Source organism: Parasphingorhabdus halotolerans (genome assembly GCF_012516475.1).
GTDB classification, from domain to species: domain Bacteria; phylum Pseudomonadota; class Alphaproteobacteria; order Sphingomonadales; family Sphingomonadaceae; genus Parasphingorhabdus; species Parasphingorhabdus halotolerans.
Window position 1 is genome coordinate 2,952,820 of the sequence record NZ_CP051217.1, and the last position, 14,173, is coordinate 2,966,992.

13 protein-coding genes, 1 tRNA gene and 1 pseudogene are annotated in these 14,173 nt (G+C 51.4%); 13 read left to right on the plus strand and 2 right to left on the minus strand.

The features are described from left to right. The first annotated feature begins 156 nt into the window (after positions 1–156). The 4 genes from HF685_RS14480 to HF685_RS14495 all read left to right on the plus strand — a co-directional run bounded on the left by HF685_RS14480 (position 157) and on the right by HF685_RS14495 (position 2,795). Positions 157–822, plus strand: coding sequence for an energy transducer TonB (locus tag HF685_RS14480; protein ID WP_168820593.1), 666 nt, complete (start codon positions 157–159; stop codon positions 820–822). Positions 823–911: 89 nt separating this feature from the next. After that, entirely contained in the window at positions 912–1,679 is a 768-nt protein-coding gene (locus HF685_RS14485) for a MotA/TolQ/ExbB proton channel family protein (RefSeq protein WP_168820594.1), read from the plus strand. A 105-nt stretch (positions 1,680–1,784) separates the two neighbouring features. After that, positions 1,785–2,303 (plus strand): ExbD/TolR family protein, encoded by a 519-nt coding sequence (locus tag HF685_RS14490; RefSeq protein WP_168820595.1) that lies wholly within the window; start codon positions 1,785–1,787, stop codon positions 2,301–2,303. Between the two features lie 39 nt (positions 2,304–2,342). Continuing rightward, positions 2,343–2,795, plus strand: a complete 453-nt coding sequence (locus HF685_RS14495; protein WP_168820596.1) for an ExbD/TolR family protein — start codon at positions 2,343–2,345, stop codon at positions 2,793–2,795. A gap of 271 nt (positions 2,796–3,066) precedes the next feature. Here the strand turns inward: HF685_RS14495 and HF685_RS14500 are convergent, their stop codons facing one another. After that, the gene (locus tag HF685_RS14500) at positions 3,067–4,917 is read right to left on the minus strand and encodes an ABC transporter transmembrane domain-containing protein (protein ID WP_168820597.1); all 1,851 of its coding nucleotides are present in this window, start codon (positions 4,915–4,917) and stop codon (positions 3,067–3,069) included. Positions 4,918–5,196: 279 nt separating this feature from the next. Here HF685_RS14500 and HF685_RS14505 point away from each other — a divergent pair. The 4 genes and pseudogenes from HF685_RS14505 to HF685_RS14520 all read left to right on the plus strand — a co-directional run bounded on the left by HF685_RS14505 (position 5,197) and on the right by HF685_RS14520 (position 7,607). Continuing rightward, positions 5,197–5,744, plus strand: a pseudogene (locus tag HF685_RS14505) (TspO/MBR family protein). 60 nt (positions 5,745–5,804) lie between these two features. Further along, a complete protein-coding gene (locus tag HF685_RS14510; RefSeq protein WP_168820598.1) occupies positions 5,805–6,149 on the plus strand; it encodes an accessory factor UbiK family protein in 345 nt (114 codons plus the stop codon). 129 nt (positions 6,150–6,278) lie between these two features. Next, the gene (locus HF685_RS14515) at positions 6,279–6,785 is read left to right on the plus strand and encodes a type III secretion system chaperone family protein (RefSeq protein ID WP_168820599.1); all 507 of its coding nucleotides are present in this window, start codon (positions 6,279–6,281) and stop codon (positions 6,783–6,785) included. A gap of 15 nt (positions 6,786–6,800) precedes the next feature. Beyond that, positions 6,801–7,607: a pyrroline-5-carboxylate reductase family protein gene (locus HF685_RS14520; RefSeq protein ID WP_246218645.1), complete on the plus strand. Its 807-nt coding sequence runs from the start codon at positions 6,801–6,803 to the stop codon at positions 7,605–7,607. A 4-nt stretch (positions 7,608–7,611) separates the two neighbouring features. Here the strand turns inward: HF685_RS14520 and HF685_RS14525 are convergent, their stop codons facing one another. Then, a complete protein-coding gene (locus HF685_RS14525) occupies positions 7,612–8,124 on the minus strand; it encodes a MarR family winged helix-turn-helix transcriptional regulator (protein WP_168820600.1) in 513 nt (170 codons plus the stop codon). 102 nt (positions 8,125–8,226) lie between these two features. On the opposite strand from HF685_RS14525, the gene HF685_RS14530 reads away from it, so the two are divergent. From HF685_RS14530 to HF685_RS14550, 5 genes are all read left to right on the plus strand, one after another. Next, entirely contained in the window at positions 8,227–9,324 is a 1,098-nt protein-coding gene (locus HF685_RS14530) for a branched-chain amino acid aminotransferase (RefSeq protein WP_168820601.1), read from the plus strand. A 93-nt stretch (positions 9,325–9,417) separates the two neighbouring features. Beyond that, positions 9,418–9,492, plus strand: a tRNA-Gln gene (locus HF685_RS14535). 294 nt (positions 9,493–9,786) lie between these two features. Further along, positions 9,787–10,482 carry a response regulator transcription factor gene (locus HF685_RS14540; protein WP_168820602.1) on the plus strand — a complete coding sequence of 232 codons (696 nt, stop codon included), beginning with the start codon at positions 9,787–9,789 and terminating at the stop codon, positions 10,480–10,482. A 2-nt stretch (positions 10,483–10,484) separates the two neighbouring features. Beyond that, complete coding sequence (locus tag HF685_RS14545; protein ID WP_168820603.1) at positions 10,485–11,843, plus strand: FecR family protein; 1,359 nt, start codon at positions 10,485–10,487, stop codon at positions 11,841–11,843. A gap of 51 nt (positions 11,844–11,894) precedes the next feature. Then, a complete protein-coding gene (locus HF685_RS14550; protein WP_168820604.1) occupies positions 11,895–14,171 on the plus strand; it encodes a CHASE2 domain-containing protein in 2,277 nt (758 codons plus the stop codon). Positions 14,172–14,173 lie beyond the last annotated feature (2 nt).

A 14,173-nucleotide genomic window follows, 5' to 3' on the forward strand; every position in this document is an offset into this window, starting at 1 on the left:
CTCCCGCGTTAAAACCTTTAGCAAGGCAGCTTTCATTGAACGAAAAGTTGCCATGGGGAAACTAGGGGTCGCAGTGGTATTTCTACCACTTGTCCTTTGATGGAAACCTTTTGAGGCGACCTGACCCCTGGGGTAGAAAAGGAGTTATATATCTGAATGGCTTATGCTGACCAACAGATGAGTTCTAGCAAGATCGTATCAATCGCTCTTGTTGTCATAATTCACGTGTTGCTTGGATATGCTCTGGTTACCGGCCTTGCTTATAACGCAGTGGTTAAGGTGGCATCGGAGCTCGATATGATCGATATCCAGGAAGAGGAACCGCCGGAAGAACCGGAGGAACCACCTCCACCTCCACCGGATAAACCGATTGAGCCACCGCCTGTGGTATCGCCGCCGCCAATCGTGGCGCCAGTGGTTGCGCCAAGGCCGGTGATACGCACGGTACCGACGGCACCGCCGCCGCCACGACCTGTAGCAGCGCCTCCGCCTCCGCCACCTCCGCCTCCGCCTCCGCCGCCGCCACAGCGTGCGAATCCGGAACCACGTGGCAATCCTGGGAACTGGGCGAACGCCAACGACTATCCATCACGTGCATTGCGTGAGGAACGTGAAGGTACCACACGGTTTACCCTAACAGTTGGTGCCGATGGACGGGTCGCGAGCTGTCAGGTAACGGGTTCTAGTGGTCATAGTGACCTCGACGATGCTGCATGTAAGAACTTGCAACGCCGTGGTCGGTTTAGTCCGAGGCTAGATTCTAATGGCAACCCGACGACCGGAACTTGGTCCAGCGCAGTTCGTTGGCAGATACCAAAATAGTGCACTTTAGATGTGAGGGGCGGCAATTCCGCCAGCCTCTCACAAATCAAATTTTTTAGAATAATATTTATCCTGAGGGGAATGTTAAAATGTTGATTGAAATATTAGCCGCTGCCGGAGAAGGCGCACCGCAAAACGCTTTCGGTCTGATGGAAGCACTGGAACAGGGCGGCGCGATTGCGTGGGCCACTTTCCTTATCCTTGTCGCAATGTCGATTTCGTCTTTCTATATCTTATTCTCGAAACTGTTCGAACAAAACAAGGTTATGAAACAAGGGAATGCAATGCGCGCGACATTTTGGCGCGCCGGTAGCCTTAAAGAGGGCGCTGCCAAGCTCGAAAAAAATAGCGCTTATCGCCAAATTGTCGATGACGGTATCCGTGCTGAAGAAGATCACGCTCGTCTGACAGATCCTGTTGAAGCCCATGACTGGTTGCACGGATCGCTGGCGCGTTCCGAAGGCTTGATCAATTCCAAGTTGGCTTCCGGCCTGCCTTGGCTGGCAACGGTTGGCGCTACCTCACCGTTTATCGGTTTGTTCGGTACGGTTATCGGTATCTATCGCGCACTGATTAAAATCGGTATCGCTGGCCAGGCATCGATTGATGCTGTTGCCGGTCCGGTGGGTGAAGCACTGATCATGACCGCACTTGGTCTGGCTGTGGCTGTTCCTGCCGTGCTTGCCTATAACTGGCTGCAGGGTCGCAACAAGAGAATCGCCGAAGACCTCAGCGCGTTTTCCAATGATGTTCTTGGATACATCTCTTCCGATGGCGGCGTGAAACCAGTTGTTGCTACTGCTGCGGTCAAGTCCGCTGCCCCTGCTAAACCAGCAGCACCAGCAGCGAAGAAATAAGGTGCGGACCGGGCCTTCCCTATTTGGGAAGCGCTCGGTCGGTACTAGCGGGAATGGTAATTTGCCCTTCCCGAACATGAAGTAAAGAACCGAGAGGATGAATTCATGGCAATGAATGTTGGAGATACGGGAGGAAAACCGGTATCAGACATTAATACAACGCCTTTGGTGGACGTCATGCTGGTTTTGCTGATCATCTTTCTGATCGCGGTTCCAGTGGTTATTCAGACGGTGGAGTTGGAACTTCCTGTGCTGCCGTTCGAAGTGACCACAACCAAGCGAGAAAATGTTCTGCTGGCTGTTACAACCACAGATTCTGCTGGTCGTGATCCCGGTGATCCGGAATATGCAGGTGCAAATCCTGGCGGAAATTGCCGGGTATACTGGAACACTACGCCGGTGGATTCGACGGAGCTCGTCACACGGGCGGTCAAGCAACTTGAAGATCAGATCGAAGCCTTTGGCGGTGTGGAAAATATGAAGCCCGAAGATATGCCAGAAGTGCATATCCGCGGTGATATTAACACACCCTATAAATGCATTGGCGGCGCCATCTATACGATGCAACGCGCTGGCTTTGCTAAGGTAGGCTTCTTGTCCACTCCGATCGTTGTTGACAAATAGCGGTTGATTTTAGTTTTACGTATTTAAGGAGACGCAACAATGGCAATGAGTGGAGGTTCGGATGATGGCGAACCCATGATGGAAATGAACACGACGCCGCTAATCGACGTCCTACTTGTTCTTCTCATCATGTTCATCATCACAATTCCTGTTCAGACCCACGCGGTCAAGATCGATTTACCGGTTGCAGACGATACGCCGCCACCGGAAGATTTTATCGATCCGGTAAAGAACCGGCTTGGCGTTACGGCAACAAATCAGATCATCTGGAACGATAGCCCTGTGACGCTAAATCAGGTGAAGCAATTTCTGGCGCAGACCAAATCAATGGTCCCTGAGCCAGAGCTTCAGTTCCAGCCTGACCCGTTGAGCGCTTATCTGACGGTTGATCGCACGTTGGCGGTGATTAAAGATAGCGGCGTTACCAAATTTGGTTTCGTTGGAAATGAGCAATACGGAAGCTTTAATAAGGCTAGTAGAATGCCGAATTAGATTCGAAAAATTCGAGTTTTTGAGGGCGGCGAGAGCGATCTTGCCGCCCTTTTTTGCGCGTATTTCATTGGTTGATATAGTGCTTATCAGTTTTCCCCCTGCCCATAAATAGTGACACTGGGACAGTTGGCAGTTGGCCGAAAAAGCCGGCAGACAGTCCTGATATCAAAGCTCAATGAAATCAGAAAAGGTCAAGAATGGCGCTTAGTGAGACGTCACCAGCGGCCTGCCTTGATAGTCAGAACGACGCATGACTCCGCTGTCAGGGGAATTAGTTGATCGCAGCGGCCTTGCTGGCAATAGAGGCAGTGGATATTTCACCAGTGCTAAATTGTAAATCAGCTAGTCGCGCATATAAGCCGTTTTTGGCCATCAGGCTGTCATGAGCGCCCTGTTCCACAATTTGTCCGCCATCCATTACGATGATGCGATCAGCTGACCGAACGGTGGCGAGCCGATGCGCAATAACGATAGTGGTGCGGTCCTGCATCAGCTTTTCCAGGGCGTCCTGAACCAGTTTCTCGCTTTCTGCATCAAGCGCCGATGTCGCCTCATCAAGCAGCAAAATGGGTGTGTTGCGCAAAAGAGCACGGGCGATTGCAATGCGTTGTCGCTGACCACCCGATAGCCGTGTACCCGCTTCACCCATAAAAGTATCTAACCCGTCAGGGAGATCACGCAAAAAGTCTTCGGCGTTGGCGGCGCGAGCTGCGGTCCAAATCTCGTCATCGGTCGCATTCCAGTTGCCATAACGCAAATTGTCCCGGGCACTGGCCGCGAACAACACTGTCTCCTGAGGAACCAGCGCCATGCGTCCGCGAATATCTGCCGGGTCAGCTGATGGCAAAGTCACACCATCAATTCGAACGGTGCCACTTTGTGGATCATAGAAGCGTTGAGCCAGTTGAAACAGCGTGGATTTGCCCGCACCAGAAGGACCGACGACCGCTACGGTCTCGCCTGGTGTGACCTTCAGAGTGAAGCCATTGAGCGCCGCCGTATCTGGCCGGGTGGGATAGGCAAAGGTCACATTATCGAAAGAAATCTGGCCTCGCGGTGGCTCAGGCAAGGCAATGGGCGATTTGGGTGCCGCAATACCAGGTTCTTCGGAAAGTAGCTCCGCCAGCCTTCCAGCAGCGCCAGCGCCGCGAAGGAGATCGCCATAAACTTCCGTTAATGCGCCAAAGGCTCCTGCGACGAGGCCTCCGGTTAGAACGAAGGCTGCGATTGTGCCGCCCGATATACTGCCTTCTGCGACGCCAACAGCTCCCCGCCACATCAACATTGTGATTCCCGAGAAAACCATAGCGATAACGACCGCTGTCAAAGCGGCGCGCAGCCTTATCCTGCGTTTCGCAGTATCGAAGGTTGCCTCTACAGCTCCACCAAAGCGCTTATGTTCACGTTGTTCCTGGCCAAATGCCTGCACAATCTTCATCGCGCCCAGAGTCTCCGCCACCATTGCGCCGACGTCCGCCACTCGATCCTGGCTAAAGCGCGAAACATTTGTCAATTTGCGACCGATAAAAACTATCGGCAGAATTACGATGGGAATGCCGATGAGCAAACCCGCGGTGAGCATGGGTGCTAGAGTAAAGAGATAAATGATCCCACCAATGCCGATAACAATATTGCGCAACGCCACTGATACCGTGGTGCCGACAATCTGCTCGATCACAGCAGTGTCCGAGGTCATCCGTGAAGCAATTTCCGATGGTCGGTTCTCTTCAAAAAAACCGGGCGCAAGCCGCAATAAATTGCGTTGAACTGCCAGGCGTATGTCCGCAACCACACGCTCACCTAGCCAGCTAACGAAGTAAAATCGGAAAGCGGTGGCAATCGCGAGCACACCGACGACTAGCAACAATCCCTGAAAATAAGGAGCAACGTCACCATTCCCGGCTGCAAAGCCTTTGTCGATTATCGTCTTGAAGCCCGCCGGTATTGCGAGGGTTGCCATGGCGGCAACGAAAAGAGAGATGGCGGCTAGCACAATTTGTTTGGGATAACGAACCGCTTGATCCCATATCATCCGCAAATTGCCGATTTTCTTGATGGAGCCTGTCTCAGATTCGGTATTCTCGGCTGACCCCGCCGAGCGGTTATCGGAATTATCACTCATTAAAAAAGCCTAGCAGTGGTTGGCCATGCTCACAATCTTTTGGACAAAGACCGAAGGAAAATCTGGCGGTTATTTTCGACTATATGGGTACGACACCAGTCTCGTCCAAGCCCATCGAGTGGATATTCAACGGGGCAGCTTGCAGATCATCTCGCGCAAAAAGCCAATAAACCCATGATGGTAGCAAAAGCGGAGCTGACTGACTAAAGAAGCCGTCTGAGAAAAGTTTTCTGTTACAAGCGATTCGCGACCAGTGGTGAGCTCCAAGGATATGATATTGTGAACCAGATTGCATCAAAAGGGCAATTACGCATGTCGCTATTGCGCTGGGTTTTGTTTGTTGTCCCGCTAATCGTTCTACTTGGATTTCTTTCGGGTCAGGTTGCCGGTTCAGGCGAAGAAAACCGCTGGTTTGGTGCTTTAACCAAGCCGGACGCTCAGCCCCCGGTTGGGCTTTCGGTGCTGCATGGACAGTACTTTACATCATGATGGGCACGGCCTTTGCCATGATATTGCATGCTCGAGGCGCGCCGTTGCGCGGGGTGGCGATCGTGTTGTTTTTGTCGCAGTTTGCGCTCAATCTTTTCTGGTCGCCGTTATTTTTCGGGATGCACCAAGTGTCCGCCGCATTCTGGTTGCTTGTTATGATTTTTCTGACGGCGCTGGCGACAACGCTGGTTTTCGGACGCATTCGCAAAGCTGCAGCTTGGCTTTTAGTACCGTATCTGGCGTGGCTTTGTTTTGCCGGTATACTCAACAAACAAATTGATTGGCTAAACCCGAATGCCGAAACACTTGTTGTTCCGGCTGCAAGGACCCAGATATAGCAATAGATTGTAGTTTCTGCCCGAGCCATCATTGGGTCAGGCAATTCAGGAGTTGATAATATGCAAAGTCAGAACCGATTTTTTGATGACCTCTCCAAAGTCCTAAACGGTATCGCGGGCACGGTTGCCGGTGTGGGCCGTGAAGCCGAAGCTGGCGCGCGGGAGCGGGCGAAGGAATTTTTTGGCGGCATGGACTTTGTTTCCCGTGAAGAATTTGAAGCGGTCAAGGAAATGGCGGCCAAGGCGCGCGCTGAAGCGGACGCGCTGAAAAAGCGCGTTGATGCGCTAGAGAAAGCGGTTAAACCAGCAGCAAAATCGACTACCACTCGAAAAGCTCCAACCAAAAAAGCGCCTGCCAAAGGAGCGCCTCAAAAGGTCGCACCGCGAAAATCGGCTAGCCAATAGCGCCATTTGACGACGCCGCATTATCCACAGTCTTCCCACAAACAATATCGTGACGTGGCATGCATCACCTTGCCCAAATTGGACCGCTGCTCCAGATGAGCATTGTGCTTCACATGTTTTGGAAACCCGATGCTTGACGATCAATGGTCAGAACTTGACCAGGAGGAAGCCCCTCCTGTCGATATGCTTGCTGCCTTTTTTGAAGCGCGCGGATGGTCAGTTGATCATGTCAGTGACGAGGAAATTTCGGTCGAAATAAAGGGCAACTGGACCAGCTATCAATTGCGCGCAATCTGGCGTGATGAAGACCATGTTTTGCAAATTTTGTTGCTGCCGGAAATCCGTGTGCCGGAAGAGAAGAAGCTTGCTATTTATGAGACGCTTGGTCTTATCAACGAGCAACTCTGGCTCGGTCATTTTGACCTCTGGTCAACCAATAGCATTTTGCTATTCCGTCATGCGACGATGCTTGGTGGAAGCGGGATGCTGGGGCTTGATCAGGCACAATCGATCGTTGATATGGCGATTGACGAGTGGGAGCGCTTCTATCCGGTTTTCCAGTTTGTGCTGTGGAGCGACAAGAGTCCGCAAGACGCGATCAAACATGCCATGGTGGATACTCAAGGTGAAGCCTAGCGAGCGAGCAGCCTGATGCAATGGCCAGCCAATATCTGGATGATCGGTTGCGGCAATATGGGTGGAGCGATTTTGCAAGCTTGGCTCGACAATGGATTGTCTCCCGAAAATGTGACTATTGTCAAACCATCCCAATCCGAATTGCCAGGGGGCAAAATTTCGCAACCAGATTATCCTGCAGATGGCCCACCCGATCTTGTGCTGCTGGCAATGAAACCGCATCAGCTTGGAGAGGTTACCGAGGAACTCGCCCCGTTGCTGGGCTCCAAAACCAACGTGATTTCAATACTCGCCGGAACCGAACTAGATGTTTTACACGGCGCTTTGCCGGCTGCGGGTGCGATTGTTCGATTGATGCCAAATATGGCAGTGACGGTTGGCAAGTCTCCGATGATCATGATCGGCAAGGATATTGGCTCGGATTTGCATGATCAGATGGACGCTCTGTTCAGTCCGCTGGGTCCGCCAGAATGGCTAGAGAATGAAGAGCAGATGCATATCGCGACCGCGCTAGCGGGTTCTGGGCCGGCATTTCTGTTCCGGTTTATAGATGCGCTGACAGTCTCAGCACACGAACTGGGCATGGACAAGGAACAGGCAGGACGTTTGGCGTTGAAAATGGTCGAGGGTGCAGCGATGCTCACGGCCAGCTCAGAGCATGATCCTGGTACGCTCGCTAATCAGGTGGCAAGCCCCAACGGTGTGACCCGTAAGGGGCTGGATGTCCTTGATGCCGGTGGTCGCCTCAATGCGTTGCTAAAAGATGTTCTGAAGGCGGCGATGCAGCGTAATAAGGAAATGGCAAAAGAAGCCAAAAAATAACTGACTAAGCTTTTGCACTGCGTAAATCGAAAACCATTTGCCGATCCTCTTCTGGGATAAGCCCTTCTAGCACTTTCCAGAAACCGGTAACAGATTCTTGACCGGCAGCGACATAAGCGGCGGACAGTCTTTCCCGCAATTGCCCAAAAAGTTCCGTCTCGAGAGCTGCTCCCGCTTCCGTCAAACGGAGTAATTTCTGACGTCTATCGATAAGCCCCGGTTTCGTTATCACAAAGCCGCGTGCGTGCAACTCCTTGAGTACTCGGCCTAGTGACTGCTTGGTAATAGCCAGAAGCTGAAGCAATTCGCCCACAGTTAGTTCCGGTTGGCGGGCGATGAAATATAATGCCCGGTGATGGGCGCGCCCCAGCCCCTGTTTTCCAAGTTCCTGGTCAATGGAATTGGTTAGCCTTGTGTATCCGAAATAGAGCAGTTCAACCCCGCGACGAATCTCGTCTTCACGAAGGAAAAGTGGCGATGCGCCGGTGGAAATAGATTGTCGATATACGTCAGTCATGTTGACGTATCTTGACAGGCTGTTTAGGTGATTGCAAGATAATCTGATCAGGCTTCCATCTGTTCCATCGCGGAACAATTAACGGCGAACAAGGTGCATCTTATGGCAAACGCAAAGGCGCTCGAATTTACGATTGAACGCAATAGCGCGCCGGTCGAAGCAAATGAGCGCGCAAAGTTGCTCGAAAACCCCGGATTCGGTAATTTGTTTACAGATCATATGGTGGTAATTCGATGGTCCGAGAATTTGGGTTGGCATGATGCGAACATAAAAAAGCGCGGTCCGATACAAATGAATCCTGCTTCCTCGGTGCTTCATTATGCACAGGAGATTTTTGAAGGTATGAAGGCCTACCGGCTTGCAGATGGCAGCACAGCGCTGTTTCGTCCGGAAGAAAATGCCAAACGTTTCCAAGCCTCTGCCCGGCGTATGGCGATGCCGGAACTGCCGGTTGAAGTCTTTTTGCAGTCCGTTGAAAAATTGGTTGAAATTGATAGAGATTGGTTTCCTTCGGTTGATGGAGGATCGCTTTATTTGCGCCCTTTCATGTTCGCTAGCGAAGTGTTTCTTGGCGTACGTCCCGCCAAGGAATATCTTTATATGGTGATCGCTTCACCTGCCGGTGAATATTTCAAGAGCGGCGCAACGGCCGTGACGATCTGGGTATCGGAAGACTATAGTCGCGCGGCTCCCGGTGGAACAGGTGCAGCGAAATGCGGTGGCAACTATGCTGCCAGCCTTGTCGCTCAGGCCGAGGCAATCGAGCAGCATTGTGACCAAGTCGTCTTTCTGGATGCCGCCGAACGCCGTTGGGTAGAAGAACTGGGCGGAATGAACTTATTTTTCGTGATGGATGACGGAAAACTTATAACGCCGCCATTGTCCGGGACCATATTGCCAGGGATAACGCGCGAATCGATCATCGTTCTGGCACGGGAAGAAGGGCTTGAGGTTTCTGAAGAGCCATATTCTATTGAGCAATGGCGTGGCGACGCGACAAGCGGGAAATTGGTCGAAACCTTTGCTTGCGGAACAGCCGCGGTCGTCACATCCGTCGGTATGGTAAAGTCTCGGCATGGAGAATTTACCATCGGTAGCGGCGGACCCGGGCAGCTAACCGAAAAACTGAAATCGCGATTGGTGGATATCCAGCGGGGTCTGTCGGAAGACCGGCACGACTGGGTAAAAAGACTGTTTTAGCAAGAACCGCGAACTGGCCCTTGCTCCTTTGGATCAAACTGGATAATAGGCCCGTTCACCAGCGGTGGTGTTGACCATACCAACTGCTTATATTGGGGTGTCGCCAAGTGGTAAGGCACCGGCTTTTGATGCCGGCATTCGCAGGTTCGATCCCTGCCACCCCAACCAATTCTCATATTTGATAGCTAATGCATTGCTTTGTAATGCGACCAAGCAGCGCAAGGAAAAGCCGGCGGGTTTCCCCGCCGGCTCCTGCGACCCTGATTGGAGGTGCGTGACGAATTCAAATATTGGTTAGCAGCATTCTTGTCAGTAAGTTGTAAATCGTTGTAACGAGAGGCGGGTATTGCTGGTAAATCAAACAAAACTAAGGGTAAATAGAATTGTATTTTTAAAGGGGGGCCATTGGATGTGAATTTCTGTGTTGTGTAATGTGCAGCAATTCGTGCCAGGAGAGACAATATGCGAATCGCAATCGCCGATGACGACAAAGAAATCGTAGAATTTCTGACCAATATTGCCGAGGAGCAGGGCCACGTTGTTGTGGGTCATTCTGACGGGAACGGATTGACCAATTCGCTACTGAGAGACACTTTTGACTTGGTTATTCTCGATTGGAATATGCCAGGCAAAACCGGCATGCAAATTCTGGAGTGGATGGAGAATTCAGTCGATGATCGTCCACCGGTGATCATGATGACCAGCCGGACAGCGAAGCAGGATATCAGCGATGCGCTGAACGCCGGGGCTGATGATTATATCACCAAACCCGAGGATCCGGCAGTAATTGCCGCCCGGATTAATGCTATATTGCGCCGCAATAGTGGCAGTTCTGCAATGGAAACCACCGCACAATATGGTGACTATATCCTCGATCGGATTGAACAGAAAGTGCAGCACAAGGGGAAAGAAATATCCCTGACTGCCAAGGAATTTGAGCTAACCGATATCATGTTCCGTAACCGTGACCGCACCTTGTCGCGGCGCTATATCATGGAAACGGTCTGGCGTACCAACGCACATCTCGCAACTCGGACATTGGATATGCATGTCTCGCGGGTTCGATCCAAATTATCTCTGACGCCGGAGAATGGATTTCGTATTTTTACTGTATTCGGCTATGGCTACCGTCTGGAGACGCTCGGCAACGGGGGATAAAGATGACAAACGGACGTATGGATTTGCTAGAGTTTCGATTCTGGTCGCTGCTTGCCGTTACTCCTATGGCCGTTTTCCCGCAAGCCGCGCATGCGCAGGGAGCCCAATCCGGCGCTCAACAAGATCTTGAACGTGTCACCTATATTGTAAAACGCGGCGATACGTTGATTGGTCTTGCCAAAAAATATTTTCGCAAGCCTTCAGATTATCGCGTGGTGCAACGGATCAACCGGATCAAAAACCCCCGCCTGATTTCGGTCGGTAAACGACTGTCAGTGCCCTTCCGGATATTGAAATATCGCCCTAGCACCGCCAGCATTGCTGCTTTTAAAGGCAATGTTTCGCTAGCAGGTAACGGTCAAACAGCGGATGTCTCAAAAGGAATGGCGCTTGCTGAAGGCCAACGCATTTCAACAGCAGCATCCAGTTTTGTAACGCTAAGACTGGAAGACGGCTCGCGCATTTCGATGCCGTCGAATAGCCGCGTTCTTGTAGAACGGCTGCGCTATATTTCCCTGACCGATAGCATCGATTATGAATTCTCGGTTGAGAACGGCCGGATACGCTCAAAAATCGTACCATTCAGCAAGAAGGCTGATCGATATCGGGTGCGAACACCCGTAGCGGTATCGGCTGTTCGCGGAACAGATTATCGCACACGAGTTGATGAAAATACCGGGACCGTGTTTTCGGAGACGGTCGAGGGATTGGTTGACGTTTCTTTGGGAGTAAACTCAGGCGGCAAATCCGTATCCATACCCGAAGGCACCGGAGCGGCTGCGACAGTCACAGGTTCGTTGGACAAGGCTGACCTTTTATCGCCTCCCACTTTGGTTGAACCCGGCAAAGTTCAGTCCGAACAACAGGTTTCGTTCGCTGTAACTCCAAGAACAGATGCGGCAGGAAGCCGGATATTGGTTTCGACCGATGCAGGTTTTGTAGATATTGTCGCGGAACAACAATCAGAAAGCGCGATAGTCAGTTTGCCCAGCCTGCCCGACGGAAGATATTTTGCCAAAGCAACTTCGATTTCAAACGATGGTTTCGAAGGCATGCCCGCAGCCTATAGTTTCAAGCGCCAATTGAGCACTTTAAGCGGCAGCGCCGGAGCAGGTGATTTTGGATATCGTTTTAAATGGGACGGCGAAGGAAGCGGTAAACGATTTTATCGGTTTCAAATTGTCAAAGACAGCAAATCCGCTGTGCCGATGGTGGATGAAGCCGGTTTGATTGATCAATCTTTGACATTGTCCGACTTGCCGGATGGCGAATATTACTGGCGGATTGGCGTGACCCAGATCTCAGACGGCGAAGCATCGGAGAAATGGACCGATTTTGAGAAATTGACGGTGGCAGACTAAGCCCCTAGTCGGCTGGTCTTGTTGTTTTAATCCACGGAGATCTGACAGCCCATGAAACTGCGCCGGCGCCTGGGGATCGAGTGGGCATCGGTCGCGCTTTTTGCATCGTTAATGATATCAGCGCTGGTTTATTGGGCACCGCTCTCGGGTTTTGATAATCTGTTCTATGACCGGTTATCTGATCTTGATCGTCCGAAGGCCGCCGAAGATATTCTGATTATCGCAGTCGATGAAGATAGCTTGGCCAGTTTTGGAAAATGGCCCTGGAAGCGAGATGTTCATGCAAGTTTCTTTGAACAAATGGCAATAGCAAATCCCAAAGTGATCGCCTTTGACATATTGCTGAGCGAAGCTGGAGATGAGATTGAAGACCAGCAATTGGCATCCGCAATGGGCAAGAATGACAACCTGTTTCTACCCGTCCATTTTGTTTTTCCCGGTAGCGATGGCGCTGCATTCGATACCAAGCAGCCAATCAATATTTTCAAAGAGTCGTCAAGCGGTCTTGGTCATGTGAATTTGGCGTTTGATCGTGATGGTGTGGTGCGAAGGTTTCAGCCATGTTTTGAAAGCCGGGTCACGAAAACAATATGGCCGCACCTGATGGAGCAAGTTTATCGCCGAATAAACGGCAACCGTTCTCAAGCTTACCAGAGCATTGAAAACTGCGATGAAGCGTTATTGGTTCCGTTTGCCAGACGGGGAAGCTTTGCAACCATATCCTATACAGCTATTGCCAAGGGAGAGGTTCCTGCCGGATTTTTGAACGACAAAATTATTTTGATCGGCGCAACAGCCAATGGACTGGGAGACCAGTATCCTGTGCCACTCGGAGATGGCGGAACTATGGCCGGTGTTGAAATCATGGCCAATATGCTGAGCGGGCTACGCACCGATAATTTTATCAAACCATTGCCATTTTGGCAGCAGTTGGTAATTTCGCTTTTGCCGCTCTGGATATTACTCATCGGTTTCTGGCGCTGGCGACCGCGATCCTCGCTGTTTGTTTCTCTTGGCCTTTATCTCGCCGTTCTAAGCACAAGCGCAATGTTGCTCACCTTGAATATCTGGTTCGCACCGTCCGCTGCATTGGCAGGCTTGGCGTTGATCTATCCGGTGTGGGGATGGCGGCGACTGCAAGCCACAAGTGAGTTTATGGATGAGGAGTTGCAGACCTTCAGGAGCAGTAATATTGACATTCCAGTCGGAGTAAGCGCTGCTGGCCCGGTTGATGTAGTCACTGGTCAAGCTGAAGAATTGACACATGCTATTGCCCATATGCGCGACCTTCGGCGGTTTATTTCTGATGCGCTCAGCAATCTGCCAGACCCTATGTTCATTACGGATCTGGAAGGTAAGGTTATATTTGCCAACAAGCTTGCGCAAACGGGACTTGAGGATGGTGCGCAGGACATGGCTCTGGACGCCATGCTTGACCGGTTTGTCGCTTTGGAAGATTTGGCCGATGTGAAAGATTATCTGACGTTGCAGATACAACCCACAGAGCATGACTATGTCGATTTTACCTCGCGCAATGACGAGGTCTTCGCGATGCGCCGCGCTCCGGTTGTCTCGGATGAGGGGGAATTGCGAGGCTATATTCACTATCTGGCAGATATCACTGAAGTGGCAAATGCATCGCAAGAACGCGAAGAGGTGCTGGAGCTGCTCTCTCACGATATGCGTGCGCCGCAAGCGGCCATATTGGCGCTGTTAAATGACCAGCAGCCAACAGATACGCATCGTCGCATTGAGGGGCATGCTAGGCGCACTCTGGCACTGGCGGACAATTTTGTCGGCCTTGCGCGCATCAAGGCCAGTGAATTTGATGGTGAAGACCTTCTTCTATCAGAACTGGTGATTGAGGCGAACGATAGCTTGTGGCCGCTTGCCAATGCGCGCGGGATAAAGTGCGCAGTTGACGATCAATCCGATGGAGCGTTCATTGTCGGCGAACCGTCGAGCCTGCACCGGTCATTTGTCAATTTGATCGACAATGCTATTAAATATAGTCCGGATGGAACGACGATCGACATCCAGCTCAGAAATATCAGCATTGATAAACAGTCTTTTGTTTCGGTGTCGATTGCTGATCAGGGGGAGGGAATCGCCGAGGAGCTTTTGGGACATTTGTTTGAGCGCTTCACTACCGACGACCAGGGTGCAAAAGGAGCGGTAAAAGGCTCTGGGCTGGGATTGAATTTCGTTGAAACGGTTATTCAACGGCATGGTGGCAGTATCAGAGCTGAAAATATTCGCGATGGCGGCGCACGTTTTACAATATTATTGCCGGTTGCTCCGGACTTGGAAACCGATGGTGAGAATTAGTT